Genomic DNA, 25,353 nt, shown 5'->3' with positions numbered 1-25,353 from the left:
CCAGTCTGACCATCAGCTGGCCCAACCACCACCGCGTCGTGTCCACGAACTTCCAGGCAAGACCGCAGCATGTTACAGAACCGCTCAACACCTCCCCCGTCGCTCGACGGGTTGGGACTGACGAGGGCAACTCTCATAGGTCGCTCCTTCCCAGTAGCGTCCCGACGCGCCCACCCAGCAACAACCCGGCCCGCTTTATCGCGAACTGCATGAACAGCGCATGGGGCCAGCCATAGCCTTCCTTGGATAGCCACGTTCCATGGCGCAGAAGAAATCGAACAGTGTTACGTACCGCCCAGTATTCGTATCGCAAGCGAAGGTTGAGGGTGTCCCTGCGTATCCCCCCGCCGGCACGTCTGTCATCTGAGTACGTGTAGGCGTTCCCTGCGACTACTGTATTCATTCCCGCGCGAGCAACGCGGACGATAAAATCTGAATCTTCGCGATAGAAATTTCCTCTGTAAGACTCGTCGAAGAAAAGTCCGGCGGCTCTTCGGGAGATCAACATGTTCGGGGTAAACCAGATATTCGTATGCCATCGCGACGCAGGGAATGTTGATGGTCGGTCAATCTCGGGACCCGGCCCGCGGCGCGGCGTTCGCGCGAGGGCACCACGTACGTCCTCGCCTGCGCCGAGATGAAGCCACGGAGCACCCACCACATCTGCCTGCGCAGCACTCGCAACCTCGAGGCACTCGTCGATGAAGTTGTCCGACAACACATCGTCGTCGTCTGTAAGGAGTACCCATTCCCTGCATGTTCGCCTGATACCCGCATTGCGAGCTGCCGGCAGGCCCGAATGCTCAGCTAAAGGAACCACCACAACCCGGTCAGTATCCAGACCTCGAAGACGTTCAACCGTATCGTCGGTGCAGCCATCGGCAACAACGATGACCTCTCCGACGCGCGGGTGCTCGAGCAGACTGAGTACCTTTTTTACTACCAGGTCAGAGCGATTGCGTGTTGGTATGACAACCTCGATGTAAGGAGACAATGCGAAACTCCAATCCGCTCTTCACGCAACATCTTTCATCCACCCAGGAAGCGTTCGTTCCATAGCGAAAGACCCTAATGTCAAAATGGCGAGAAGGTCCAAGACTAGAGCTGGACATTCCGTCCACCCTCTCGCCATCTATCGTAAAATTTCCTCGACGGCCCGAACATAGTTAGACACAAAGTTGTCCAGGGTCGGCAACTTCTGCACCGCTGACTTAGATGGTGGTTCACGCAGAAGAGAGCAGATAGTTCTTGCGAGATCTAAACCCGTCTCTGCAGAGAAAAACAAGGTCTCCCCCTCTGTGAGATACTCTATTTCGGGAGCGTGATACTTACGACTAGCGGTGACAATCGGCAAACCCATGAGAAGTGCGTCCACGGCGATCAAACCTACGCGCCCGGGATTCACGAGCAGTCTCGCAGTCCGAGCGATGAGAGCCTTCTCACGGGGACCGACGTAGCCAAGCAAAATGACCTGGCCGCGCTTTTCGGCGAACTCGAGTAGGCCGCTGTCAGCACCCCGACCTCCGATTAAAACCCGAATACTAGGGTCTTCGTCCCACAGATCTTCTAAGGCTTCAACCAAGATATCTACGCGTTTCGATTTATCAAGGCCCCCGATATAAGCCACAGTTGACTTCGGGTCCAGATCAAACCTAAATTGAAACTGCTTGACTTCTTCAGATTCGATACTGTCTAGGGCCGCCTCCAGCTCGCCGGTATCAATAGAATTCGCGAGAACAGTAATCTGCGACTGATCCAAACCAACGGCACGGGCATACTCAGCTCCCCCATCAGTGTAGGCAAGCACACGGTCAGTTCGGCGCAGTTGCCAACGTTCGATAGCGGCGTCTAGGCAGTTCGCATCGGCAATGTAGGACGCAATATGTCCCCACACACCTACGCGTCCAGACCGGAAAATAAAGCGCCGGAAGAACAGAAGCACATTTAGCTCAAGCCACGTACCCTGATGCGGGAAGATCACCGCCTCAGAATGCCGGTAGTGGGGCCAGGCTAGAGAAAGCACCGCAGGTCCGATCTTTCGCGTCGCGATTGGAACCAGCCAATCCGGTCGGACTGAATCGCCGCGCTCCGCCTGTTCGCCCGTGGGAGAGCCAGCTGCGACATGCAGATCGATTCCTTGGCGCCGCAGTCGATCCGCGAGATGCTCAAAAAACGCAACGCGATAGGTGGGCACATAAGGTTGGATGATCCAAATTGACTTCTGGCCAATCTGCTCGTGGTCATCGTTCAAGGCGTGGTTCTCTCCCGTTTCTAACCGAATTTTGTGTTAGCTGCGGTAACAGTGCGAGTGGATGAGTCATTGTTCACCGTGAGCGACCATCAGTTGGACAAGGTCTTCTAGCTGACCTTCAGCTACCTGCAGTGCATCGAGATATGCCTTCCTGGAGTCGTACGAAGTGCGACGTCCGACTTCAGCCGTCTTCATGAATGTGAGCGCTTCGTCCCCGAAGGATTCCACCTGGCTGGCAACGAAGGACGGACTAGAGGCCAGCTGTTCAGCGATGGATCCCTGCGGAGTTGCCACGCAGACTACACCCGCAGCGAGAGCCTCATAAAGCACTAGCGGAGCCGCTTCGTGCACGTAGCGACTTGGAAATACAAAATGCGTGACCTCGGAGAAAAACATTGATTTAGCTTCTCCATGAAGCTCACCACGATACTCAAAAAAGCTTTCGAGTTCCGCAGCTGCGCGGGTAAGATGTTGCCGCGATTTATCATCGACCACCGGGCCACCGACAATAAGGCGACAAATATGACCGCTTCTTTTCAAAGAGATAGCTAGGTCGACGACTTCGCTAAGACCTTTTTCAATGCAGAGGTTGCTCATGTGCCCTAGCACCACAGGCCCGGGCGATTTCAACGGAAGCTCGAGCAGCTCCTGATCCACCAAGGCTGCGTTACCTACCACCAAAGTTTCCACGGCCTCGGGTGTCACCAGCCTGAGATCGCGTGCCATCGTGCGAGAGAGGACGATATGGCATGCCCGCGGACCAGCAGCCCGAGCCAGCGCAACCATCCGAAACTTCCGCGCACGTACATACGAATATGAGTGGTGATGGAGAACTACCCGCGCACCGCCAGCTCTCGCCAGAGTCGCGTGTACGACAGTGAGCCACATGCCCTGCCCGGCATTTACTGCGATATACACGACATCATCGGACATCCGTAATGCCCACATCGCAGCCAGTGCACGCCCAAGCTTCACGATAATTTTCGTCAAACCCCAAGACGTCCCCTGACTCGTATTGGCGATACGGACGCTCGAACTCCGCCTCTTAAGCCGTGAAACCACACGGTAGGTCACCGCAGATTGACCGTGAACAGGTGGCGGAAGCGGGCCAATTACAGAAATACGACTACCCAGAGATTGGATGTCTGGGTTTTTATTCTTGCGTTGATGCTCATATCTCATCGTGCGAAAATCCTCGACGAGCGACCGCCGCACAGACGCGAATGCACGCGTTTCCGAAAATGCGAGGAGTCGCGTAGACCAAAGATACAAGCAACACTCAACCAATGTCCCGGCAGCACGTCGCACTTGCCGCCAGCATTATCAGCTCCCTGACGGCACGTCGCGACGATAGATCTCCTACCCGGACAGTTCAGCTGGATCGCACGGGCCAGCGCGGGCGCGCTTCGAACGACCTTCTGACCTAGTTTTGAGAATTGGCGCATCCGCTGATCCCTGCTGGCGACTTGGGACCAGATAGCCTGCGAACCCAAGAACTTAATGAATATTGTTCAAAACAAGGTGGCGGACCCGACCCAGTATCTATGGTTTCCAATTGCTTACTCAAGTTTTGCAAATCGATTTCGCCGATCGAGCCTGGCAGCACTACTATCCGCTTCGGATCATAGAACGGTTCACGTGTGATGGCAGTATTCGTAGTTACTAAAGCAGCCCCCGAAGCCAACACCTCGAATGTTCTAATTGTCAGTCCCGATTGCCCATCGCGCGGCATATCAAGCACCGCTTGAGAAGCGCGGAATATCTGCGCAACCTGCTTGCGACTCAGCTTCCGGAACGAGACACTACCCCAGGGAACGTGCGAATTTTTTCGCGTTACATACTTCTCAATGGCGAAAAGCCATCTTGCCTGCACATAAAAGAAGCCAAACGTATTTCGGCGTCTTGCAAAAAGACTCTGTGCGAAGAGATAGCGCTCGGAATGTAGAGTGCCGACGAAACTCAGTTCCCACTTCCGGCTTTTGAGCCTACTCGAATCAGATTTCGCGTCGAATTCGGAGCAATAGAACAGTGGCAAGTACTCGAATCTGTCCCACTTTTCCACGTCGTCAGAGTCAAAGCTAAATAGCTCGTCGAAATAGTCAAAAACCGTCGTACAGTTTTTTACACTTGAAATAGCGTCCCAGCTGTAGAAGACCATTCGCGCGCCCGGGTTCGCCTGCCGCAACCCGTCCAGAAACCATCCCGGTACGACCTCTGCCTTTATAACAATAATCAGTTGAAATGGCTCAAGCGCTAAGTGCTGCCATTGCTCTCTATAGTACTTCTCCACGAGGTCCTTGACCAAGCCGCGCCGGACACGAAGTACCGCCCTTAAGACAGATCCGTTTGACGGACGCTCATCTAGAAAAGTTGTCTGAAATCCTTGCCGTTCAAGTTCAGCTACTATATCCCGCTCGTATCCGAAGAATGAAGGAGTGATGAGTAGAGCTTTAGCTCTAAACGGACCTTCTTTCACTTTAGTAGCTTCCGGACACGCATTTCGTCCAACGACGCTTCGTACCCTCCATCTGCTATTTCTTGACTCTGGACCCATTCGGCAAAGCGTCGAACTCCCTCGCGAAAATTGACTTCAGGTCGAAATCCAAGCACATTCCGAGCAAGAGTAATGTCCGCGACATTGTGACGGATATCGCCGAGACGGAAATTTCCCGTTACGTCCACCGGAACACGCCGGTTGTAGGCGCACATCAGCTCTTCCACGACCTCGAGCACAGTCGTTCCCACGCCACTTCCGATGTTCAAGACCCTGCCGTCTGCCTCGGCACGTAGTGCCGCGAGACAGGTTGCATTCACCACATCGTCTATGAATATGAAGTCGCGGCTTTCCATCCCATCCTCGAATACATTTATTCTCTTACTTTGCCGAATCAACGTTGAAAATATAGATAAGATGCCGGTATATGGATTGGCAAGCGACTGGCCAGGGCCGTACACGTTTTGATACCTAAGCGCGACTGGCGCAATACCAATTGTCGGACCGACAGTCATAACGAGCGACTCTTGCGTGTGCTTTGTTATCCCGTATACCGAAGAGGGATGGATTTTTGAATCTTCCGTGGTCGGGGTCAATGTGAGTCCAGATATGTCGTTCTCATGAGTAGGCTCAAATCGGCCCGACAGCAGATCCTGTTCAGTTCTGCACTTCGGATAGACGTAGCCCAGCTCTTTACTCAGATATCGTCCCTCGCCATAGATTGAGCGCGACGAAGCCACAAGCAACTTTTTCACAGATCTCTCTGGGTCGTTAGCCAGAATGTCGAGTAGCAGCGCAGTACCGCCTACATTCACTCGGCAATAGCGTTCGATCTGGTACATCGATTGGCCAGTACCTGTTTCAGCTGCAAGATGGATGACTACGTCCTGGCCCGCCAGCGCTTCGGCAAGTACGTCACGGTCAGTAACATCGCCAACGATAACTGTGCCGCCGCGCTTTGCTGCCTCCAATAGTTCACTACTGGAAGGATTTGACCCGTGGACCTGCGGCGATAGGCAATCAAGAACTGTCACTGCGTGGCCAAGGGTGTGCAACTTGTTGGCCAGCCGTGACCCAATAAATCCGGCTCCACCCGTGATGAGGATACGTTTCACGCCACTACCCCTCTGTCTCGCCTGCTCGCCGATGTGCAACCGCACTCACGCGCTGCCGCTTTAAAACAGATGTCGATTTGGCGACCCGAGGCGAGTTGTCTACGTGGAAAGGTGCATTTCGATCGATGCAGTCCTTTAGGCAGCCTTTGTTTGCCGACGCCTTTCGGAAGGCGCGGAATAATGAACCGACAATTTTGCCAACTGCTGGAAGAGCATGTAATGCAAACTGTCGAAGAAAACCTTGACGATACAAGCTGTGCATCACGTTCGTAGTCGAAGCTCGATGGAACCTTGCCTATCGTTCGCGATATAATACAACCGCACGAAATGTCCGAATAATGATTTTGATATCGAGCCAAAGTGACCAGTTCTCAATGTAGAAGTTGTCGTAGCGGCAGCGATCGGCGATGGATGTGTCGCCTTTAAGGCCGCTGACTTGGGCAAACCCTGTGAGGCCCACTTGCACGCGGTGGCGATGTGCGTATCGGTCGTACTGGGTAGAGAACTGTTCAACGAAGTGTGGCCGCTCGGGCCGGGGGCCTACCACGGTCATGTCTCCCCGGAAGATGTTCCACAACTGCGGGAGTTCGTCGATAGACGTTGATCGAAGGATTTTCCCTACTGTCCCCACGCGACTATCTGCCGCCACGTTCCACTGAGTCTGCGACTCGACCTCATTTGCCGGCCGCATGGATCGGAACTTGAGCAGCTCGAACTGCTTTCCGTCTCGGCCAACGCGAACCTGGCGGAAGATGACTCCCGGGCCACCCTCCAATCGCACAGCTAGTGCGGCGGCCGCCAGTACCGGTGCCAGTACCACCAGGGCCGCTCCTGATGCACCTACATCGAAGACACGCTTAATGATGCGCGCCGGGCCACGCAGATTGGGGTTACGGATGCGCATGATCGGGATAGAACCAATATGGTCGGCGGTGCCGGTGAGCGTGTGGAAGTGATGTAAGCGAGGCACTACGAGGAGCTCGGCCGTTAACCCCGCCTTCGAGCGGACAGCTTCAATCAGCGCTGTTTCATCGAATTCGCCATCGGCAACCAGGATCGTGTCAGCCCCAGTCGTAATCAGGGCCATATCGAGATCGGCAAGACGACCGAGTCGTGGCAGCACGTCCAGCATGCGCGCATCGGCTTCATCGTCGACGAAACCGACTGGCACTAGCCCGTATTCGCGATGGTCGCATAGAGTCCGCGCAAGTTCGAATGCAGTTCGTCCACCTCCGATCAGAACGGTGTGATGCCTGGCAATCCCGTGCTTGCGGCCGAAAGCCACCAATCGACTAGTGACAACGCGACCTACGATCACCAACGCGACCGCTTGACAAGCAGTTTCGATAAAGACAAGCACCTGGGGTTTCGCGTGCAAGTGCAGGACGACCGCGGCAACTGCGGCGACGGTCGCAAGTAGCCGGGTGACGATAGTGGGCAAATCGTCCAAGACGCTCTGATGGAGAGGGGCCACGTAGCGCGCTCCACCGCTCAACAACAGTGTGCCCAGCACTGCCATAGTTAGAACCGTTAGAGGCTGCGGTGGGCGCCATAACAGCGGCATCGTCAGCATCAGGAAGTCGACCGCAGGTACCACCATCCAGGCGCGGACTCTTCGCAGCTGCCGCTCAACAGAGCGCTCTCGCCGGCGCGAAGAGCCATCTGTCGAACTCGAAGCAATTCGCCCACGCGGAAGAGGCCCGACGAGCAGCTGGTCCGCGACATCCTCAGCCGTAGCAGAAAGCGTGCTCGATGTTGGGCTAAGCGCTTTCGGGGCGACCGTCGCGTCCCGGTTGTCTAGATGCAGAGCCAATGGAGTTGGATCGACCACCGTCATCGCCCGGCACCGACCCTGTCCGCACTGCTATTTACGGCCACGTCAGTCGGCAAATGCCAATCCACCGTCACCACAACTCGATTTCTCGTGGCGCAACCCCTCGGCCGAGATCCGATCCCCACATCGTGCATCACGCTGACGACCCCCTGTCGCTGCCTGCCATAACTTTGCCCAGGTCCGCTGGCGGTATGCATGTGCCGCAATCGGTAATTGCACTGATCGCTGGCGCCACCGGAACCGGCTGAAGATCCATTGAGCAGGATGTTAGTGCTGTTTCGGGTCGACGGACAGCCACTTGCCGGAATTTTTGAAGACTTAACCCAGATAACGTGGTTGACACCTACAGCAGAAAACCATATGACCTGGTCACGGGCTATTTCGCATACTGGTCAGCCGATCGGAGTACACGAGCGGATTTCGTGCGCGTCAATTTTGCACGACCGTACACAAAGAAGGCATTTCAAAATTTGCTATGGGAACCAGCTACTGGCTCCCGCTTTGTCACTTCACTCACCCTTCGCGGCTCACACGCTCGACCAGCACTTGCCGTAGCCCGCGACTACCCAACTCGACCAGGGTGTGTCAGCAAACTTCGCACTGGGCGACACAACTGGTCGCCGGTAGCAGGCTCCGAACATCAACCAGACGTGTCTTCACGAGATCTTCTGAACACCGTCTCGGTCCACGGACGGTACGCATCCGATAGGCCGCAACGGGAGGTCGTTTGTTTACGGAACTGGCCCACCTCAAATTTGCCATTCTTGAACCAATGCGTGCAAAACACACACCGCTGGCGCAACGCGGCATCCACCCCGATACTGGTGCACGACCAACAATGAAAGGCAATGTACGCGAAGACAGTTCGCGCTACCACCCGGAAGGAGCACTTCCCTGCACGTCCTCTTTGTGTGCACCGGCAATATCTGCCGGTCACCAACTGCCGAGCGCCTGTCGAGAGCCCGAGCAGCCGCATCCGGAGTCGCCGAGTTCGAGGCATCCAGCGCGGGCACCAGAGCGGTGGTCGGACACCCATTTCATCCTGATGCCGAACACGTGCTCGTAACCCTGGGCGGCGACCCTTCAAACTTTGCTGCAAGGCACCTCACCGGGAGAATCGCGACAGGCGCAGACCTCATTCTCACCATGACCAGAGCCCACCGAGACACCGTCCTCGGGATCGCTCCGCAGAGACTGAATAGGACCTTCACCCTGCTCGAGGCGGCACGGTTGGTTACCGAGCAAAATGCACGGACACTTGCAGACCTCGCTAACCTTCGGCCGTACATCAGGGCGAACGACACCATTGATATCAGCGACCCGATAGGCCAAAGTCCGGCGGTGTTCGCCGCGATCGGCGACCAGATCGCCGAGGCGGTACCGCCGATACTAGAACTTTGCCGCTCTTAATGGCTTTGCGTACCAAAGACCGCCGACGCGGACCCACCTGGACCCGGCGCGCGCCTCTGACCATGGCTTTCGCCCTATCGGCGCTCGTCTACGCCGTCATCGCAGTGCTTATCCGGGCGCTGCCCCTATCGAACCTGCCAGCCCTGCTCGCCGTCGTCAGCCTCCCCTATGTGCCCTTCGGAGTCCTGGCCGCAGTGTTGATGCTGTCCTTGTGCCGACGAGTCTTTCTAGTTCTCGCAGCATCGGCCATCCTGGCCATAACCATCGCCGTGCAGTTTCCCTGGTACTTCGGCGGACACACAGCCGACACCGACCAACATCTGACTATCCGGGTTCTGTCCTCGAACCTGCGTTATGGACAGGCCGATCCGGCTTTCTTCGTCGAACTTGCCAACACCAGTGCAGATGTCATAACTGTGTCGGAACTGACGGCCGAAGCCGTCGATAAATTCAATCAGGCCGGCCTTGGCCGGACGTTCCCATACGCGTCGTTGACACCGCGGCCGGGAGCGGGCGGTATCGGACTTTGGAGCCGATATCCCATCGCCCCGCTGTCGAGTTCCAAATATGAAAGCAACTCAGCGGCGGCCCGCCTCACCATCCCGGGTGTTCAACAGGATCCGATCGTTTCGAGCGTCCACCTGATGTCTCCCATCGCCGGCGATGAGAACACCTTCGCCGACTGGAATCGCAAGATCACCGCCGCCAGGTCCGAGTTCGCTGCTTACGCCGAGGCCGCGGGTCCGGCCGCGGTCATCATCGCCGGCGACTTCAACAGCACCGTGGACATGCGTCAGTTCCGCGATCTGCTCGACGTCGGATACCAGGAGGCGGTCCGCCAGACCGGCGCCGGCTTCGGCCCGACGTACTCACCGCACCCGCGCATCCCGCCCCTGATCACGATCGACCATGTGCTGACCCGCAACTCCACGGCGATGTCCATCCACACCGTCGACGTGCCCGGTTCCGACCACCGGGCGCTCTTGGCCACCGTCGCGTTGCCGGTGAACCCAGACAACCCCTGACACCGCGGGCGCCCTCCCGGCCGCTACCTGGGCGCCATACCGTTCTGGAGTCCCTGCACGTACTCCGCCAGTGTCTTCTGGACATCCTGGGCCACGTAGCCCTGGCTCTCGATCGCGGTGAGATCGAGCACGCTGTTACGCGGTCGCGGCGCCACCGGTGCATTCGACGATGCGAAATAAACGTCGGTGCTGACCGCACCAACCCGTGCAGGATCGTGCCCGGCCATCTCGAAAACCTGCCGAGCAATGTCTGCCCATGTCATTGCCGGCCCGCCGCCGGTCACGTTGTAGGTCCCAAAGGGCGCCCTGTTGTCCACGAGATGACGAATCGCGCGGGCGATCTCATCGGTGAACGTCAAGCGTCCATGCTGGTCATCTACCACCGATGGGTCGATGCCGCGTTCTGCCAGCGACATCATGGTGCGGACGAAGTTGTTCCCGTCGCCGATCACCCACGACGTCCGCACCACGTAGTGCTGCGGGACGGTCGCCACCAGCTGATCGCCCGCTGCTTTGGTCTGTCCGTACACGCCGAGCGGACAGATCGGGTCATCTTCGCGGTAGGCCCGCTCACATTCCCCATCGAACACGTAATCACTCGATATGTGCACCAGCGTGATCCGATGCTCGGCCGCTACTGCTGCAAGCTGACGTACACCGGTGACGTTGGCGGCCCACGCCGCCGCTCGCCCCTCCGTTGTCTCCGCCGCATCCACCGCCGTGAAGGCGGCGGCGTTGATGATCGTGTCGAACTCGCTCCACGTGCGTGCTGTCTCGATATCGGTTACGCCGAGGTCGATCTCGGAGCGCTCGGCGAACTCGACGTGACGGGCACCCGCGTAAGCCCCGCGGAGCGCTCGACCCACCTGACCAGCTGCTCCCAGCACGAGTGTCTTTCGCGGAGTCACCGGACGGACGTCGCTGAGGGCCGGATGGTTGCGGTCCTTCTCGGACAATTCGGCGTTAGCCAAGGGGATCGGCCACGCGATCGCCAACGTGGGATCAGCGAGATGGACAGGCGCGTATCGGGCATCTGGACGCCAGTGAGCGTTGACCAGGTAGATGTACGCGGTTCCGTCTTCGAGCGTTTGAAAGGCGTTGCCCACCCCGCGCGGGACGTACACCGCTCGCGAGGGGTCGATCTCGGCGGTGTGCACGGCACCGAAGGTAGGTCCCTCACGCAGGTCCACCCAGGCACCGAAGATCCGGCCGGTGGCCACCGATATCAACTTGTCCCAGGGTTCGGCATGAATACCGCGGGTGGTGCCAGCGGCCTCGTTGAAGGACACATTGTTCTGCACCGGGCCGAAATCCGGCAGCCCGGCTGCCACCATTTTCCCGCGCTGCCAGTTCTCCTTGAACCAGCCGCGATTATCGCCGTGTACCGGCAGGTCCCAGACGATCAAACCTGGGATCTGAGTGGTCTTGGCGCACAGTTCTTTTCCGTACTTCGCCACAGCTACAGGCCCTACTGTCCGAGGGTCGCGTAGAACGACTCGGTACCGTCTTTCGCGGCTTCCCACCACAATTTGTTGTCGCGGTACCACTCGATCGTGGCGGCCAGTCCAAGCTCGAAATCGCCGTAGCGTGGCGTCCATCCGAGCTCTTGGCGTAGCTTCGTCGAATCGATGGCGTAGCGCAGGTCGTGGCCCGCCCGATCGGTGACATGGTCGTAAGCATCGGTGGGCTGGCCCATCAGGGACAGGACGAGTTCGACAACGTCCTTGTTCGTCCGCTCACCGTCGGCACCGACCAGGTAGGTCTCGCCGATGCGACCGCGCTCCAGGATCGTCAGGACCGCCGACGAGTGGTCATCGGCGTGGACCCAATCTCGTACGTTCTGACCCGCGCCGTACAGCTTCGGACGTCTTCCGCTGAGGACGTTGGTGATCTGGCGTGGAATGAACTTCTCCACATGCTGATACGGGCCGTAGTTGTTGGAACAGTTCGAAATGGTCGCCGCGACACCGAAGGACCGCACCCAGGCCCGTACCAGCAGATCACTGCCGGCCTTCGTCGAGGAGTACGGCGAGGACGGGTTGTACGCCGTGTGTTCGGTGAACCTGGCCGGGTCATCCAGCTCAAGGTCGCCGTACACCTCGTCGGTGGAGATGTGATGGAACCGCGTCCCATGCTTGCGCGCGGCCTCCAGCAGCGTGAACGTGCCCACCAGGTTGGTGTGCAGGAACGGGCCCGGATCATGCAGGGAGTTGTCGTTGTGCGACTCGGCGGCGTAGTGCACGACGGCATCTACTGCGCCCATCAGCTGGTCGACAAGAACCTCATCCGCGATATCCCCGTGGACGAATTCCATTCGTCCGCCCGGCAATTCGGCCAGTGAGGCGCGATTCCCCGCATAGGTGAGCTTGTCCAGGACCGTGACGTTGTAGTCGGTGTTGGCGATGACGTATCGGACGAAGTTGGAACCGATGAAGCCCGCGCCGCCGGTGACGAGTAGTCGCACGACTATCGACCCCTGCTCAACAACTCCAAGAGGTACTGCCCATACCCCGACTTGACCAGCTTCTCGGCGCGCACCCGTAGATCATCGTCGGACAGATAGCCTTGTCGCCAGCCGACTTCCTCCGGAGATCCGATCTTGAGGCCGGTACGCCGCTCCATGGTGCGGACGAAGTCGGCAGCATCGGTCATCGCGTCGAAAGTGCCTGTGTCCAGCCACGCTGTCCCACGCGGCAGCACCTCTGCGCACAGCCGGCCTGCCTTCAGATAGGCGAGATTCACGTCTGTGATCTCGTACTCACCGCGGTCGCTCGGCGTCAAACCCTCTGCGATATCAACGACTTCGTTGTCATAGAAATAGAGACCAGTCACCGCATAATTGCTTTTTGGGTGTGCCGGCTTCTCCTCCAGTGACACCGCCAATCCGTTCCCGTCGAATTCGATCACACCGAAAGCCCCGGGGTCAGAAACCCAGTACGCAAAGATCGCTGCACCATCGATGTCCGAGAACCGCGACAGTTGGGCACCAAGGCCGGGCCCGTACAGCAAGTTGTCGCCCAGCACCAGCGCCACCTTCTCGCTGCCGATGAAATCGGCCCCGATGGTGAACGCCTGGGCGAGCCCATCCGGCGAGGGTTGCTGCGCATAGCTGATGGAGATTCCGAACTGGGAGCCGTCGCCCAACAAGCGATGGAACTGGTCGGCGTCGTGGGGCGTGGTGATCACCAAGATGTCGCGGATCCCCGCCAACATCAACGTCGTCAGCGGGTAGTACACCATGGGTTTGTCATAGACCGGGACCAGCTGCTTGGAGACCCCCACCGTGATCGGGTGCAGGCGGGTACCCGATCCACCGGCCAGAATGATTCCCCTCACCGGCACATGGTGACACAGTCAGGCGGAAACCACCGGGAAGTGCTTACCTGTTCAACGGCGTCCCCCGCGCACCCAACCCAGGAACACCCCCAGCACCCCGGGGCGCCGGAAGCCGGTGCACTCCCCCGGCGGGCACATCGCGCACTCGGCGCCGGGACGATAGTGCTTGTGCGCGGCACGCTCATGCCCGCACCGACAGATTTCGCCACTCACCGGGCCGATCCTAAGCGTTGCAGCATGATTCCCGGTCACGCCGTCGTCCGACGCGCAGCAAAATGCCCCCGCACCGAAGTGCGGGGGCATTCAGCTCAACTGGGGAAGCGGGCTCAGGCCTGCTCGTCCGCGGTGAAGTTGCGGGTGACCGAGGGATCCACGGGGATGCCGGGGCCGGTCGTGGTCGAGACGGTGACCTTCTTCAGGTAGCGACCCTTCGACGACGACGGCTTGGCACGCAGCACCTCGTCGAGGGCGGCGCCGTAGTTCTCGGCCAGCTTTTCGGCGTCGAACGACGCCTTGCCGATCACGAAGTGCAGGTTGGCCTGCTTGTCGACGCGGAAGTTGATCTTGCCGCCCTTGATGTCGGTGACGGCCTTGGCCACATCGGCAGTCACGGTGCCCGTCTTCGGGTTCGGCATCAGGCCACGGGGGCCCAGCACGCGGGCGATACGCCCGACCTTGGCCATCTGGTCAGGGGTCGCGATGGCCGCGTCGAAGTCCAGGAAACCGCCCTGGATCTTCTCGATCAGGTCATCGCTGCCGACGATATCGGCGCCGGCAGCGGTAGCCTGCTCGGCCTTCTCACCCACGGCGAACACCGCGACGCGCGCGGTCTTACCGGTCCCGTGCGGCAGGTTGACGGTGCCGCGCACCATCTGGTCTGCCTTACGCGGATCGACGCCGAGGCGGATGGCGACCTCGACGGTCGCGTCCTGCTTCTTCGACGACGTGTCCTTGGCCAGGCGGGCCGCCTGCAACGGGGTGTAGAGATTGTCGCGGTCCACCTTCTCGGCGGCCTCGCGATAGGCCTTGCTGCTCTTGCTCATTGGTGTCTCCAGTTCAGAGGGTGTGGTTGGCGGGCCGAAGCGGGCCCTCCCACGAGTTGCTTGGTTTTACTTGACCGTGATGCCCATGGAGCGGGCGGTGCCGGCGATGATCTTCGCGGCGGCGTCGATATCGTTGGCGTTCAGATCTTCCTTCTTGGTCTCGGCGATCTCCCGCACCTGATCCCAAGTGATCTCAGCGACCTTGGTGGTGTGCGGAGTGCCGGAACCCTTCTGGATGCCCGCTGCCTTCAGCAGCAGCTTGGCGGCCGGCGGGGTCTTCAGCGCAAAGGTGAAGCTGCGGTCTTCGTAAACCGTGATCTCCACCGGGATGACGTTGCCGCGCTGGGACTCCGTCGCGGCGTTGTACGCCTTGCAGAATTCCATGATGTTGACGCCGTGCTGACCGAGCGCCGGACCCACGGGCGGGGCAGGGTTGGCCTGCCCGGCCTGGATCTGGAGCTTGATGAGCCCGGTGACCTTCTTCTTCGGGGCCATGCTCTGGTTTTTCCTTCTCTCTTGGGCCCAGCCGATATCCGGGCCCGAAAACTAAATCTTGGCGACCTGGGTGAACGTCAGCTCGACCGGCGTTTCGCGGCCGAAGATCGACACCAGCACCTTGAGCTTCTGCTGCTCGGCGTTGACCTCGCTGATCGAGGCCGGCAGCGTCGCAAACGGGCCGTCCATCACGGTCACCGACTCGCCGACCTCGAAATCGACCAGGATCTCCGGACGCTCCAGCGTCGCCTCGCTCGATGCGGCGGCAGCGGCCTTGGTCGAGGCCGGCTTCTTGGCGGCGGCAGGCGGCAGCAGGAACTTCACCACGTCATCGAGGGACAGCGGCGACGGCTTGGACGTCGCACCCACGAAGCCGGTGACGCCGGGGGTGTTACGCACCGCGCTCCACGACTCGTCGGTCAGGTCCATCCGGACCAGGATGTAACCGGGCAGCACCTTGCGATTGACCTGCTTGCGCTGGCCGTTCTTGATCTCGGTGACCTCTTCGGTGGGCACCTCGACCTGGAAGATGTAGTCGCCGACGTCGAGGTTCTGCACGCGGGTCTCGAGGTTGGCCTTCACCTTGTTCTCGTAACCGGCGTACGAGTGGATGACGTACCAGTTGCCGGGACGCGTCCGCAGATCCTTCTTCAAGGCGGTCGCCGGATCCTCATCCTCGGCAACCTCGGCAGCCTCGGCCGCGGGAGCCTCGGTCTCGGTGATCTCCTCGGCAGCTGCCGCTTCATCGATCACGTCGACGATGGCTTCACCCTCGGGGGTGTCGGCGTCGAAGTTTTCGTCGCCGTCGAAGCTAGTCACGGTTGTCAGTCCTCTCTCAAACTTCCGGGTCAGCCGAAGATGATTCCCACGAGCCGCACGAGCCCGAGATCAGCCAATCCGATCAGCGTCACCATGAACGCCAGGAACACCAGGACCACTGTGGTGTAGGTGACCATCTGCTTACGGTTCGGCCAGATGACCTTCCGCAGCTCGGTGATGACCTGTTTCAGGTAGTTCCAGACGAAGACGAACGGGTTGACCCGCGAGCCTTCTTTCTTCGCAGCCTTGGGCGCCTTCGTACGCTTGGCGGCCTTCTCGTCCGAGTCGGTGCCTGCGTCACTCGCGTCAGCGGTCGCAGAGTCGGCGGTGGTGTCGGCATCGTCATCGATGACGCCGACGGCCGCGCGACGCGTCCGCTTTCCGGTCGGGCGCAGCGGTCGGGCTGCTGCGGCGGGCTGGCCGGCCGTCTCGCCGCCCTCGGGCGCCTCGTCTGCCGAAGGCCCCAGTGCCGGCTTGTCGTCGCTCACCGCATGCCTTTCGTCTGGTTACGTGTGGTCACCTTCCAGTGTCCACACTTGTCGAGTATTCAGTTGAGCAGGGGCGACAGGACTTGAACCTGCAACCTGCGGTTTTGGAGACCGCTGCTCTGCCAATTGAGCTACGCCCCTCTGTTCAGGGCCTCACACAGTTGCGCGCTCTCCGATCGGCCGATTGACGAACCGACGGACAGCGCGCTGTAGTGGGAAAACCCCGAGGACCGAGTGTACATCGGTCCAAGTACTACTTACTAATCCCCTCGTCCCTGCGCGCTCTACCCGGCCGCGGTCCGCAGCACCTGGCCGGACTCACGGTCGTAGCGCACCGACACCGAGTTGTCGCCCTCGTGACCCATCAGCGTGGTGTACGCCTCCATGACCACGACGCCGTTCTCGTCGCGAAGGATATTGCGCGTCACGACGATATCGGCGTTGAACCGATTCTCGACGGACATGATCTCCAGCTCGGCATTGAGGTGATCGCCCACCCGGATCGGCTGGTGGTACACGAACCGCTGATCGACCTGGATGATCTGCATGGTCTCCATGCCGACGTCGACATTGCGGAAGAAGTCCTGCTGCACCAGGTTGGCCAGGATCGAGACGAACGTCGGGCCTGCGACCAACCGGTCGTGACCCAGCTCAGCGGCCGCCTCCTCGTGCAGCGACGCCGGATGCTCCGACTTCACCGCCTTGGCGAACATCTTGACCTGCTCGCGACCCACGATGAAGACCTCGGGGTACTTGTAGACCATCCCGCGGATGTCTGCTTTGAGCGCCATGGATCAGGCCAACTTTGCGGTGGCGATGGCGCGGCCGAAGATCTTCTTCCCGCCGGTCGTCGCGGACAGCGCGATGGTCACGGACTTGGCATCGGCGTCGACCGACTTCACCCGACCGTTGAACACCAGCTCGGCTCCCACGCCGTCATTGGGAACGGGGACCACCGCGGTGAACCGCACGTTGTACTCGGTGACCGCCGCCGGGTCGCCGACCCATTCGGTGACGTAGCCACCGCCGAGGCCCATGGTCAGCATGCCGTGGGCGATCGCGGTGTCCAGACCGACCTGCTTGGCGATCTCGTCGTCCCAGTGGATCGGGTTCAGGTCGCCGGACACCCCGGCGTAGTTGACCAGGTCCTGACGGGTCAGCGGAATCACCTTCTCCGGAAGGGTGTCTCCCACGCTGACCGAACTGAATTCACGCAGTGCCATCTGAAAAGCCCTCTTCTCCGTCGCCCGAACGCCCCGCAAGGGTCGTCAAGGCCTCCTGCACAACCTCACCCTTGTCGTTGGTGACGATGTTCTTGGTGACGATGATGTCGGCGCCGTGCGCCTGACGCACCGAATCGACGTACACATCGCAGTACAGCCGGTCCCCTACGAGAATCGGCCGGACAAATGTGAACGCCTGATCGACCTGAACGATCTGGGCGTCGTGGATACCGATGTTGGCGTGCTCGAAGAACGCGAACTGGGCGGTGTAACCGAAGATGCTGATGAAGGTCAGCGGCGCCGGCAGGGCCGGGTGGCCCAGCTCGGCGGCGACAGCTTCGTCCTGGAAGTACGCGGAGTCGTTCTTGACCGCTACGGCGTACTCGCGCACCTTTTCGCGTCCGACCTCATATGCGTCGGGATAGCGATAATGCATCCCGACGATATCGGTCGACAGAGCCACGACGAACGGTCAGCGGGACTCTTTGTGCGGCTGGTGGTGACCGCAGTTCGGGCAGAACTTCTTGATCTCCAGCCGATCGGGGTCGTTCCGACGGTTCTTCTTGGTGATGTAGTTACGGTGCTTGCACACCTCGCAGGCCAAAGTGATCTTCGGCCGTACGTCGGTACTCGACGCCACGTCTCTTGCCTCTCGTTGTTCTGCCTGTAGCGGTGGGGAGGCTCGATCTCCCGACCTCACGATTATGAGTCGTGCGCTCTAACCAGCTGAGCTACACCGCCCCGATCGACGCAGGCGGAGCTCCGCCAGGCGCGTCCACCGAGCCCCCTAACGGAATCGAACCGTTGACCTTTTCCTTACCATGGAAACGCTCTGCCGACTGAGCTAAGGGGGCCTTGCACTACCTTCGGCCGTAGGGCCTTAAAGAGGGTACATTCTCGCTGTTCCTGCTGCCAAAACGGCTGGTCTGAGGCCGGTTTTCCGCTGTTCACCACGGTACGCCGGGTCGCTTGGTACCTGGTTTCAGCCGTCAACAGCGCTTGGGTCTTGCCACTGAACCCAGGTACGCGATCCGGCCCTGAGCGCTACCTCCGTTCAGCTTTGCGGCGCAGTGGAGCGCTTTCGCTGAAACCATGCACTCACGCCGCCCGCCAGCCACGCCCGTACAGCGCTGCGGCGACGCGTCCGACCACATCGGCCAGGCTGTCCTCGGCGATCACTCGGATCACCACCCACCCACGAGCCTCCAGCGCCCGATTGACCTTCTGATCCCTGACGTATGTCGCTCGATCGGTCTGGTGATGCCGACCGTCGTACTGAACGGCGACCCGCAGGTGCTCCCAGCCCATGTCGACCCTTGCCACGATCCGCCCCTGGCCGTCGACGACCGGGATCTGAGTCCGGTCGGGTGGCATGCCCGCATCGGTCAGCGCGAGGCGCAGCCGGGTCTCCTGGGGTGACTCGGCACCGGCGTCGACCAGTGCCAGAGCTGTCGTGAGCCGGCGGATGTCGGTGGCGCGCGGATGGCGCACGAGCAACGGCGCGACATCGTCGATGGTGATCCGCCCGACCGTCAGCAACGCGTCGATGCGGGCGACGGCCTCGTTGCGGGGCAGATGCCTGCCGAGGTCGAAGATCGTCCGGGCCGCGGTGGTGACTCTGACGTCGGCAATCGTCATCACCTCACCGGCCGACCATGACTCATTGCGGACGATCAGGCCAGTCGGCGGATGGGTGTTGCGCCACAACAACTCGATGGGGACGTCGTCGTCGACCCATTTCGCGTGGTGCAGCGCCGACGCCGCGACGCCCGCGATGACACCCCGACGCCCCGACCACAGGAACGCGGCGCGCGCCCGGTCGCGAACCGACGGTTCGGGCGGACCGTAGATGTTGGGAAAGATGCGCCGGTACCGCGTGCGCAGTTGGTGGCGTGTCACCAGGCCCGCGCCCAAAGCCTCGCTGCCGATGAAGACCCCACCCATGCACCGATGCTGGCATCGCGGACGACGCGACAACACCCCGGCGGCCGCGCCTGTGGATAAGCGACCTGGCTTCAGTCTGACGCGGGTTGTCGGTCGACCCGCTGCGCTCAGGTAGGAATCTGGCCCCAAACGCATACGTGGGTTCAGTCTGATCGGCCGTCTCCGTCGTCAGACTGAACCCACGTAGATCCGAACTACGACAGCAGCCAGTCGTTCGGGCTGAACAGCTCGCTGTGCACCCGGGTGACGCCGCGGGCCAGCAGCTGATCGCGCACGGCGCGGACGAAACCGTCGTTACCGCACAGGTAGACCTCGGCGTCCTCGGGCAGCTCCACGCCGTCCAGGGACATCAGGTCCTCGTACCAGAGCTGCAGCGTGGCGTTGGGCAGTGCGTCGACCAGCTCGCGCTGGCGTTCCCGCAGCGGGTGGGTCTGCTCGCTGCGATCGGCGTGCAACACCTGCACGCGGGCATCGGCGGGCAGCGCTTCCAGGATGCCGATCATCGGGGTGATGCCGATCCCGGCAGAGATGAGCACCAGCGGCACACCGGGCGTGGGCGCGGGCAGGTCGCCGAAGGGCACCGTCACATCCAGCAGGTCGCCGACCCGCAGGTTGTCGCGGATCCACTCCGACACCTCACCGGCGGGCTTGACCGCGAAGGTCAGCTGCCCGTCGCCCGGCTTGTTCACCAGGCTGTACTGACGCAGCTGGCGAGCCCCGTCGGGCAGTGTCACGCCGACCGAAACATATTGTCCGGCGCCGAAGTCCAGATCGGAGGCGACGCTGACCAACACCGCGCCCGAGGGGTCGTCGACCCGGGCGGTCACCTGGGCGCGTCGGTAGACGTCGCCGGCGGGCACCCCGGCCTGCTCATAGAGGCCGCGCTCCATGTCGATCAGGGTGTTCGCCATGATCCAGTAGACGCGGTCCCAGGCCTCGGCCACCTCGGCGGTGACGGTCTCGGCGCCCAGTACCTCCACGATCGCGGCGAACAGATGCTCGTGCACGATCGGGTACTGATCGGCCGTCACGCCCAGCGACGCGTGCTTGTGCCCGATCCGCGACAGCAGCTCGGCGGGATGCGGCAGATCAGGATCGACCAGATGGGTCGCAAACGTCGCGATCGATGCGGCCAGCGCCCGCTGCTGTGCACCCTGGGCCTGATTACCCCGGTTGAACAGGTTGCGCAGCAGCGCCGGGTGTGCGGCGAAGAGCCGCTTGTAGAAGGAGCTGGTGATGGCGTCGATATGCGCGCCGACCAGTGGCAGCGTCGCCCTGATCATCTCGGCGTGGGCGGGCTGCAGTTCCTCGGGGGCAGCGACGACGGTCATGGGGTGTTCCTTCCTGCGATTTCCAACGGGAGTGTCACGACCGGCAACAAGCCGCTGCCGGTCAGGTCTTGGAGGGTGTGGTTGTCCAGTTCGCGGTAGAAGGCCTCTTTGGCCTCGGCCAGCACCCGGCGCAATCGGCATCCGGCGATCAGCGGGCACGGCCGGTCCCCGGCGCAGTCGATCACCTCGGCGTCACCTTCGAGCCGGCGCACCAACCAGCCCAGCGAGACCGTGCGCCCGTCCTCGGTGAGCGAAAGTCCGCCCACGCGACCACGTTTGGCGTTGACCATGCCGAGCTCGACCAGCCGGGCGACGGCCTTGGCGACGTGATGCTCGGAGGCGTCGGCGCCGGTCGCGATCGAGCGGGTGGTGATGCGGCGGTCGGCGGCGTCCCCCGCGGCCAGCAGCATCATCGTGCGCAGACCCAGGTCGGTGAACCGGGTGAGTTGCATGGCGCTGACGCTACAAATCCTGCATCTGAAATACCAGATAACGGGGCAGTGGCTTTAAACACGCGCTGACGTGCGGTTTTTAGACCTGCGGTTTCGATCGTCCACGCCCCTACCCATAAGGTGTTGCGCATGGCTTCCGACGCTGATCGCCTGTACTTCCGCCAGCTGCTGTCGGGTCGCGACTTCGCGGCCGCCGACCCGATCGCCCAACAGATGCGCAACTTCGCCTACCTGATCGGTGACCGCGAAACTGGCGACGCCGTCCTGGTCGACCCCGCGTACTCGGCGGGCGAACTCGTCGACGCACTGGAGGCCGACGGCATGCGGTTGTCCGGCGTGCTGGTCAGCCACCACCACCCCGACCACGTCGGCGGCACCATGATGGGCTTCACCCTGGCCGGTGTCGCCGAGCTGCTGGAGCGGGTCACCGTCCCGGTGCACGTCAATGCCCTTGAGGCCGAATGGGTTTCCAATGTCACCGGCATCGCGATGAGCGAGCTGACCGGCCACCAGCACGGCGACAAGGTCAGCGTCGGCGGTATCGACATCGAACTGCTGCACACCCCCGGACACACACCGGGCAGCCAGTGTTTCCTGCTCGACGGCCGACTGGTCGCCGGCGACACCCTGTTCCTGGAGGGCTGCGGACGCACCGACTTCCCCGGCGGCAACGTCGACGATATGTTCCACAGCCTGCAGAAGCTCTCGACGCTTCCCGGCGATCCGACCGTGTTCCCCGGCCACTGGTACTCCGCCGAGCCGAGCGCCCCGCTGTCGGATGTGAAGCGCTCCAACTACGTCTACCGCGCCAGCAATCTGGACCAGTGGCGCATGCTGATGGGCGGCTGACCTGGTCCGCTGACCGGCGATAATTTCGCGACCGTTTGCTGGCTGGACTATTGTGCGAGGTCACAGCGCTCTCGGGCGCGCGTAAGGGAGGAAACCCCGCATGACGACACCGCCGACCGCGGCCGGCTGGTACCCGGATCCCGACGGTTCCGGAGGTCAACGTTACTGGGACGGCACGGAGTGGACCGCCCAGCGCCCCGAGGGACCCGAGTTCACCGAAGAGACGTCGGCCTGGCCCGCCGAGCTGCCGCCTTGGCCCGAAGACGTGATGGCGATGCCGTCCTGGGAGGACGCCGGCAAGGGTGAGCCGCCCGTCATCGACGCCGACCCGCAACCCGACGCCGAACCCGAGACCGAGCAGCCTGGTGCCGAGACCGAGCCAGCGGACGCCGATGAGCCGGACCCGCCGGCCGCCGCAGAGCACGAGTCCGAACCCGAAGCCGAACCCGGCATCGACGCACCGGCCGAGGTGTCCGAACCCGTCGAGCCACCCGCCGACCAGTGGCCGCAGCCGGACCTCACCATTCCGACCGTGACGCCCACGACCCCCGCCTTCGACCAGACCACCGCGGTGGTGCCGACCCTTCCGCCGCCCGCCGAACCCGTCGCATTCGGGGACTCCGCATTCGGGGACGTCGGGGCCATCGAGGCCAAACCGGCGCCCAAGAGCCCGCTCAAGGGCTACCTGCTGGGCGTCGCAGCGTTGCTGATCGTGTTGATCGGCGTGCTCGTCTGGGCCTTCGCGTTCGCCGATCCCGGCTCCGGATCGACCGACGCCGCCGGTACGGATGGGACCGTGGAGACCGGTGGGGCCACTGCGCCCGCAGTTCCCACGACGGATTCCGACGAAGCCAGTGACGCGCCCGCCCCGGCCGAAGGGTCGGTGGTCGACGGTGACGTGACGATCACCCAGAACGGCGTCGATACCGTGCCGACGGTATCGGCGGTCGACAACGAATTCCTCACCAAGACGGCCACCGGAAAGTTCGTCCTGGTCAAGCTGACGTTCCTCAACAACGGCCAGTCCCCCGCCACGTTCCTGTCCGACCAGCAGGTATTGACCGCGGGCGGGCAGCCGTACTCGCCCGATACCGAGGCGACCTTCTACCTCAACGGGATCTCGGCGGTGTTGTATCCGGGCGAGCCGGTGCAGGTGACCGTCGCCTACGACATCCCTGCCGACAGCAACCCGGAGTTCATCCAGGTGTCCGGCGACCTCGGCAGCCCGGGTGCACGGATTGCGCTGAACTGACCGAAATAGCTCGGTCGGATGCCGGCCGTGCGTTTTCCGGCCGACTTCCGACGAATTCCGTCGCACATGGTGGTTTTGACACCGAATTTCGTCGGTAGAGCTATCGTCATGGGCGAGATTCCGCCTTGGTTGCGTCGCGCGAGCTTGGCAGAATGATTCGCCAGGATTCGAATCAAGTGCATACCGGGGGGTTGCCGTGACGAATATCGTGCTGTGCTTCGACCAAGCGGAGGAAACCAACGCCGCGGCGGTGTTCCGCCGCGTCGATCCCGCCGACCAGATCAGCTGGCACCGGCACACCAGCCGACGCGCCGAGCAGGCCCGCCAGGCGGTCGCGGCGGCATATGACTTCCTGACCGAACACTGGCATCCCGGCGACCCGGTCTACGTCTTCGGAGCGGGCAGCGGCGCGGCATGTGCACAGGCACTGGCGCGGCTGCTGGGCACCATCGGCGTGCTCGACGGCGAACTGCGCGACTACATGCTGTCGACCTACGCGCTGCCGCGCACCGAACGCTCGGCACAGGAATGGCGCCGCGTCACCGAGGTGGCCGCCGGACTGGCCGAGCGCGACGACATCGCGGTGCCCGTGCGCTTCCTCGGCTTATGGGACAGCGCGCCCATCCGCGGTGCCGGCGGACCCGTGGACGTCGTCGAGGGCCGTCACGCCCTCGCCATCGACGGCGGCCCGTCGCTGCAGCGTGTCGACGGCGTGGACGAGGTGTGGTTCCGCGGAACCCACCGCGACATCGTGGGCGGCGCCCTGACCCTGGAGTGGATGCTCGACGGCGCCGCGCAGGCCGGTCTGCGACTGGACACCGCCCCGTCGGTGCACGCCGAGCCCGATGGTTCGGCGCTGACACTGGCGCTGCGCAGGCTGCCTGAAGCCGCGGCGGTCCATGCCAGCGTGCAGATGCACCTGCACAACCACCCGCGGTACTGGCGGCGACTGCCCGCCCGCGTGCAGTGGCACGACCTCGACTGGCTCGACCGTGGCGAGCGGCTGCTGGCTGTCGAACGCACCGCACCGACACCGGCGAGAGTGCTGGCCACCGCCTCCTAGAAGGCGTCCTAGCAACGCCGTATACCCCATCGTGTGCGATCATCAGCGAAGTTCTGTATTCGCTCTCGACGACACGAGGTCACGGTGGACTGGTTCAAAGATCGGTGGGCCGACCTGTCGGGCCTCGGCTCGGCGGGATGGTTGGCGGTCGCGGCATGGGCGGGGTTGGCCCTCGCCATGGCGGCGCTGATCTTCACTGCCCGCACGGTGAAGCGAAACCGCCAGCTCAAGAGCGATGAACTGCGGCCCCACGTGGCAGTTTTCCTCGAACCTCACCCGACGGATTGGCACGTCATCGAGCTGGTGGTGCGCAACTTCGGACAGACCGCGGCCCAGGACATCCGACTGGAGTTCAGCAGCCCGCTCACCGTCGGGCGCTACGAGGACGGGTACCCCGACCGGCTGCCCGAGATCGCCGAACTGACGCTACCCAGCGAACTCACTCAGCTGGCACCCGGACAGGAGTGGCGAACGGTCTGGGACTCGGCGATCAGCCGTGCGGAGTTCGGCGAACAGATCGGCTCCCGGTTCGAGGGCACCGTCCGATACCGGGCCGACGCCCGCCATTTCGAATCCGCCGTCGTCCTCGACTGGGCGACACTGCAACCCGTGCAACGCCTCGAACTGCTGACCACCCACGACCTGGCCAAGCGGGAGAAACAGAAGTTGGAGCTGCTGCGCACCGTTCTCACCTACTTCCACTACGCCTCCAAGGAGACCCGACCCGAGGTGTACCGCGCGGAGATCGAGCGGATGAACCAGGCGGTCCGCGAGACCCAGGACCGGTGGCGCACCCGGCAGAGCGACGAAACCGCCCAGCTCGACTTCCCGTGGAACAACGGCCGGCAGTCCGCACACCCGCAGCCCACCGGACGGCATCACTCCAGCCCCGCCATCGGAATTCGCGAGCACGCTCCGTAACATCCGGA

Annotated in this window: 27 protein-coding genes and 3 tRNA genes; 6 read left to right on the top strand and 24 right to left on the bottom strand. The window is 61.8% G+C overall.

Going from position 1 to position 25,353, the window contains the following annotated elements:
- Positions 1 to 133: 133 nt before the first annotated feature.
- From IC40_RS27220 to IC40_RS0108990, 6 genes are all read right to left on the bottom strand, one after another.
- Positions 134 to 994 carry a glycosyltransferase family 2 protein gene (locus tag IC40_RS27220; RefSeq protein WP_081843368.1) on the bottom strand — a complete coding sequence of 287 codons (861 nt, stop codon included), beginning with the start codon at positions 992 to 994 and terminating at the stop codon, positions 134 to 136.
- 138 nt (positions 995 to 1,132) lie between these two features.
- On the bottom strand, positions 1,133 to 2,251 hold the full coding sequence (locus IC40_RS27215) for a glycosyltransferase family 4 protein (RefSeq protein ID WP_081843367.1): 1,119 nt from the start codon (positions 2,249 to 2,251) through the stop codon (positions 1,133 to 1,135).
- Between the two features lie 66 nt (positions 2,252 to 2,317).
- Positions 2,318 to 2,977 (bottom strand): glycosyltransferase, encoded by a 660-nt coding sequence (locus IC40_RS27805; RefSeq protein WP_157837309.1) that lies wholly within the window; start codon positions 2,975 to 2,977, stop codon positions 2,318 to 2,320.
- A 697-nt stretch (positions 2,978 to 3,674) separates the two neighbouring features.
- On the bottom strand, positions 3,675 to 4,727 hold the full coding sequence (locus IC40_RS27800; protein WP_138158167.1) for a WaaS/CpsH family glycosyltransferase: 1,053 nt from the start codon (positions 4,725 to 4,727) through the stop codon (positions 3,675 to 3,677).
- Complete coding sequence (locus IC40_RS27205; RefSeq protein ID WP_081843410.1) at positions 4,724 to 5,860, bottom strand: NAD-dependent epimerase/dehydratase family protein; 1,137 nt, start codon at positions 5,858 to 5,860, stop codon at positions 4,724 to 4,726. Before IC40_RS27205 ends, IC40_RS27800 begins: the two co-directional genes overlap by 4 nt.
- A gap of 295 nt (positions 5,861 to 6,155) precedes the next feature.
- Positions 6,156 to 7,424, bottom strand: coding sequence for a sugar transferase (locus IC40_RS0108990; protein ID WP_276203165.1), 1,269 nt, complete (start codon positions 7,422 to 7,424; stop codon positions 6,156 to 6,158).
- 1,179 nt (positions 7,425 to 8,603) lie between these two features.
- On the opposite strand from IC40_RS0108990, the gene IC40_RS0108985 reads away from it, so the two are divergent.
- Positions 8,604 to 9,104: an arsenate reductase/protein-tyrosine-phosphatase family protein gene (locus tag IC40_RS0108985; protein ID WP_324604725.1), complete on the top strand. Its 501-nt coding sequence runs from the start codon at positions 8,604 to 8,606 to the stop codon at positions 9,102 to 9,104.
- Between the two features lie 62 nt (positions 9,105 to 9,166).
- Complete coding sequence (locus tag IC40_RS0108980) at positions 9,167 to 10,129, top strand: endonuclease/exonuclease/phosphatase family protein (RefSeq protein ID WP_030134396.1); 963 nt, start codon at positions 9,167 to 9,169, stop codon at positions 10,127 to 10,129.
- A gap of 23 nt (positions 10,130 to 10,152) precedes the next feature.
- Here the strand turns inward: IC40_RS0108980 and IC40_RS0108975 are convergent, their stop codons facing one another.
- The 18 genes from IC40_RS0108975 to IC40_RS0108895 all read right to left on the bottom strand — a co-directional run bounded on the left by IC40_RS0108975 (position 10,153) and on the right by IC40_RS0108895 (position 21,260).
- Positions 10,153 to 11,586 (bottom strand): sugar nucleotide-binding protein, encoded by a 1,434-nt coding sequence (locus tag IC40_RS0108975; protein WP_030134395.1) that lies wholly within the window; start codon positions 11,584 to 11,586, stop codon positions 10,153 to 10,155.
- A gap of 11 nt (positions 11,587 to 11,597) precedes the next feature.
- Positions 11,598 to 12,593 carry a dTDP-glucose 4,6-dehydratase gene (rfbB, locus tag IC40_RS0108970; RefSeq protein ID WP_030134394.1) on the bottom strand — a complete coding sequence of 332 codons (996 nt, stop codon included), beginning with the start codon at positions 12,591 to 12,593 and terminating at the stop codon, positions 11,598 to 11,600.
- A 2-nt stretch (positions 12,594 to 12,595) separates the two neighbouring features.
- Positions 12,596 to 13,465, bottom strand: coding sequence for a glucose-1-phosphate thymidylyltransferase RfbA (gene rfbA / locus IC40_RS0108965; protein WP_030134393.1), 870 nt, complete (start codon positions 13,463 to 13,465; stop codon positions 12,596 to 12,598).
- Between the two features lie 51 nt (positions 13,466 to 13,516).
- On the bottom strand, positions 13,517 to 13,678 hold the full coding sequence (locus IC40_RS27795; protein ID WP_157837308.1) for a hypothetical protein: 162 nt from the start codon (positions 13,676 to 13,678) through the stop codon (positions 13,517 to 13,519).
- 113 nt (positions 13,679 to 13,791) lie between these two features.
- Positions 13,792 to 14,508: a 50S ribosomal protein L1 gene (gene rplA, locus IC40_RS0108960; protein ID WP_030134392.1), complete on the bottom strand. Its 717-nt coding sequence runs from the start codon at positions 14,506 to 14,508 to the stop codon at positions 13,792 to 13,794.
- 66 nt (positions 14,509 to 14,574) lie between these two features.
- Positions 14,575 to 15,003, bottom strand: a complete 429-nt coding sequence (gene rplK / locus IC40_RS0108955; RefSeq protein WP_030134391.1) for a 50S ribosomal protein L11 — start codon at positions 15,001 to 15,003, stop codon at positions 14,575 to 14,577.
- A 51-nt stretch (positions 15,004 to 15,054) separates the two neighbouring features.
- Positions 15,055 to 15,822, bottom strand: coding sequence for a transcription termination/antitermination protein NusG (gene nusG / locus IC40_RS0108950; RefSeq protein ID WP_030134390.1), 768 nt, complete (start codon positions 15,820 to 15,822; stop codon positions 15,055 to 15,057).
- Positions 15,823 to 15,851: 29 nt separating this feature from the next.
- Complete coding sequence (gene secE, locus IC40_RS0108945) at positions 15,852 to 16,310, bottom strand: preprotein translocase subunit SecE (protein ID WP_030134389.1); 459 nt, start codon at positions 16,308 to 16,310, stop codon at positions 15,852 to 15,854.
- Between the two features lie 68 nt (positions 16,311 to 16,378).
- A tRNA-Trp gene (locus IC40_RS0108940) sits at positions 16,379 to 16,451 on the bottom strand.
- A 143-nt stretch (positions 16,452 to 16,594) separates the two neighbouring features.
- Positions 16,595 to 17,101, bottom strand: coding sequence for a (3R)-hydroxyacyl-ACP dehydratase subunit HadC (gene hadC / locus IC40_RS0108935; protein ID WP_030134388.1), 507 nt, complete (start codon positions 17,099 to 17,101; stop codon positions 16,595 to 16,597).
- Positions 17,102 to 17,104: 3 nt separating this feature from the next.
- Positions 17,105 to 17,533 (bottom strand): (3R)-hydroxyacyl-ACP dehydratase subunit HadB, encoded by a 429-nt coding sequence (gene hadB / locus IC40_RS0108930; protein ID WP_019513967.1) that lies wholly within the window; start codon positions 17,531 to 17,533, stop codon positions 17,105 to 17,107.
- Positions 17,520 to 17,996: a (3R)-hydroxyacyl-ACP dehydratase subunit HadA gene (hadA, locus tag IC40_RS0108925; protein ID WP_030134387.1), complete on the bottom strand. Its 477-nt coding sequence runs from the start codon at positions 17,994 to 17,996 to the stop codon at positions 17,520 to 17,522. The genes hadB and hadA overlap by 14 nt, the downstream gene beginning before the upstream one ends.
- Positions 17,997 to 18,005: 9 nt before the next feature.
- Positions 18,006 to 18,173, bottom strand: coding sequence for a 50S ribosomal protein L33 (gene rpmG / locus IC40_RS0108920; RefSeq protein ID WP_023985310.1), 168 nt, complete (start codon positions 18,171 to 18,173; stop codon positions 18,006 to 18,008).
- 27 nt (positions 18,174 to 18,200) lie between these two features.
- Positions 18,201 to 18,274 (bottom strand) — tRNA-Met (locus IC40_RS0108915).
- 40 nt (positions 18,275 to 18,314) lie between these two features.
- Positions 18,315 to 18,387: transfer RNA gene (locus IC40_RS0108910), tRNA-Thr, on the bottom strand.
- A 244-nt stretch (positions 18,388 to 18,631) separates the two neighbouring features.
- On the bottom strand, positions 18,632 to 19,477 hold the full coding sequence (locus IC40_RS0108905; protein ID WP_030134386.1) for a putative endonuclease domain-containing protein: 846 nt from the start codon (positions 19,475 to 19,477) through the stop codon (positions 18,632 to 18,634).
- A 194-nt stretch (positions 19,478 to 19,671) separates the two neighbouring features.
- Positions 19,672 to 20,808 carry a globin domain-containing protein gene (locus tag IC40_RS0108900; protein ID WP_030134385.1) on the bottom strand — a complete coding sequence of 379 codons (1,137 nt, stop codon included), beginning with the start codon at positions 20,806 to 20,808 and terminating at the stop codon, positions 19,672 to 19,674.
- A complete protein-coding gene (locus tag IC40_RS0108895; protein ID WP_030134384.1) occupies positions 20,805 to 21,260 on the bottom strand; it encodes an RrF2 family transcriptional regulator in 456 nt (151 codons plus the stop codon). The genes IC40_RS0108900 and IC40_RS0108895 overlap by 4 nt, the downstream gene beginning before the upstream one ends.
- Before the next feature lie 129 nt (positions 21,261 to 21,389).
- Here IC40_RS0108895 and IC40_RS0108890 point away from each other — a divergent pair, with 129 nt between their 5' ends.
- From IC40_RS0108890 to IC40_RS0108875, 4 genes are all read left to right on the top strand, one after another.
- On the top strand, positions 21,390 to 22,109 hold the full coding sequence (locus tag IC40_RS0108890) for an MBL fold metallo-hydrolase (RefSeq protein ID WP_030134383.1): 720 nt from the start codon (positions 21,390 to 21,392) through the stop codon (positions 22,107 to 22,109).
- Between the two features lie 100 nt (positions 22,110 to 22,209).
- On the top strand, positions 22,210 to 23,361 hold the full coding sequence (locus IC40_RS28225) for a DUF4352 domain-containing protein (protein ID WP_030134382.1): 1,152 nt from the start codon (positions 22,210 to 22,212) through the stop codon (positions 23,359 to 23,361).
- Between the two features lie 196 nt (positions 23,362 to 23,557).
- Positions 23,558 to 24,424 (top strand): phospholipase effector Tle1 domain-containing protein, encoded by an 867-nt coding sequence (locus tag IC40_RS0108880; protein ID WP_030134381.1) that lies wholly within the window; start codon positions 23,558 to 23,560, stop codon positions 24,422 to 24,424.
- An 84-nt stretch (positions 24,425 to 24,508) separates the two neighbouring features.
- The gene (locus IC40_RS0108875; protein ID WP_030134380.1) at positions 24,509 to 25,345 is read left to right on the top strand and encodes a DUF8453 domain-containing protein; all 837 of its coding nucleotides are present in this window, start codon (positions 24,509 to 24,511) and stop codon (positions 25,343 to 25,345) included.
- Positions 25,346 to 25,353 lie beyond the last annotated feature (8 nt).

The organism is Mycolicibacterium neoaurum ATCC 25795, assembly GCF_000691525.1.
Taxonomy (GTDB): domain Bacteria; phylum Actinomycetota; class Actinomycetes; order Mycobacteriales; family Mycobacteriaceae; genus Mycobacterium; species Mycobacterium neoaurum.
This window is presented reverse-complemented; position numbering and strand designations above follow the sequence as displayed.

Excerpts from the sequence above, each read along its gene's own strand:
- IC40_RS27805 (WP_157837309.1), bottom strand. The coding sequence starts at position 2,977 with ATGGCACGCGATCTCAGGCTGGTGACACCCGAGGCCGTGGAAACTTTG.
- IC40_RS0108990 (WP_276203165.1), bottom strand. The coding sequence starts at position 7,424 with ATGCCGCTGTTATGGCGCCCACCGCAGCCTCTAACGGTTCTAACTATG.
- IC40_RS0108980 (WP_030134396.1), top strand. The coding sequence starts at position 9,167 with ATGGCTTTCGCCCTATCGGCGCTCGTCTACGCCGTCATCGCAGTGCTT.
- rplA (WP_030134392.1), bottom strand. The coding sequence starts at position 14,508 with ATGAGCAAGAGCAGCAAGGCCTATCGCGAGGCCGCCGAGAAGGTGGAC.
- rplK (WP_030134391.1), bottom strand. The coding sequence starts at position 15,003 with ATGGCCCCGAAGAAGAAGGTCACCGGGCTCATCAAGCTCCAGATCCAG.
- hadC (WP_030134388.1), bottom strand. The coding sequence starts at position 17,101 with ATGGCGCTCAAAGCAGACATCCGCGGGATGGTCTACAAGTACCCCGAG.
- hadB (WP_019513967.1), bottom strand. The coding sequence starts at position 17,533 with ATGGCACTGCGTGAATTCAGTTCGGTCAGCGTGGGAGACACCCTTCCG.
- IC40_RS0108905 (WP_030134386.1), bottom strand. The coding sequence starts at position 19,477 with ATGGGTGGGGTCTTCATCGGCAGCGAGGCTTTGGGCGCGGGCCTGGTG.
- IC40_RS0108900 (WP_030134385.1), bottom strand. The coding sequence starts at position 20,808 with ATGACCGTCGTCGCTGCCCCCGAGGAACTGCAGCCCGCCCACGCCGAG.
- IC40_RS0108895 (WP_030134384.1), bottom strand. The coding sequence starts at position 21,260 with ATGCAACTCACCCGGTTCACCGACCTGGGTCTGCGCACGATGATGCTG.
- IC40_RS0108890 (WP_030134383.1), top strand. The coding sequence starts at position 21,390 with ATGGCTTCCGACGCTGATCGCCTGTACTTCCGCCAGCTGCTGTCGGGT.
- IC40_RS28225 (WP_030134382.1), top strand. The coding sequence starts at position 22,210 with ATGACGACACCGCCGACCGCGGCCGGCTGGTACCCGGATCCCGACGGT.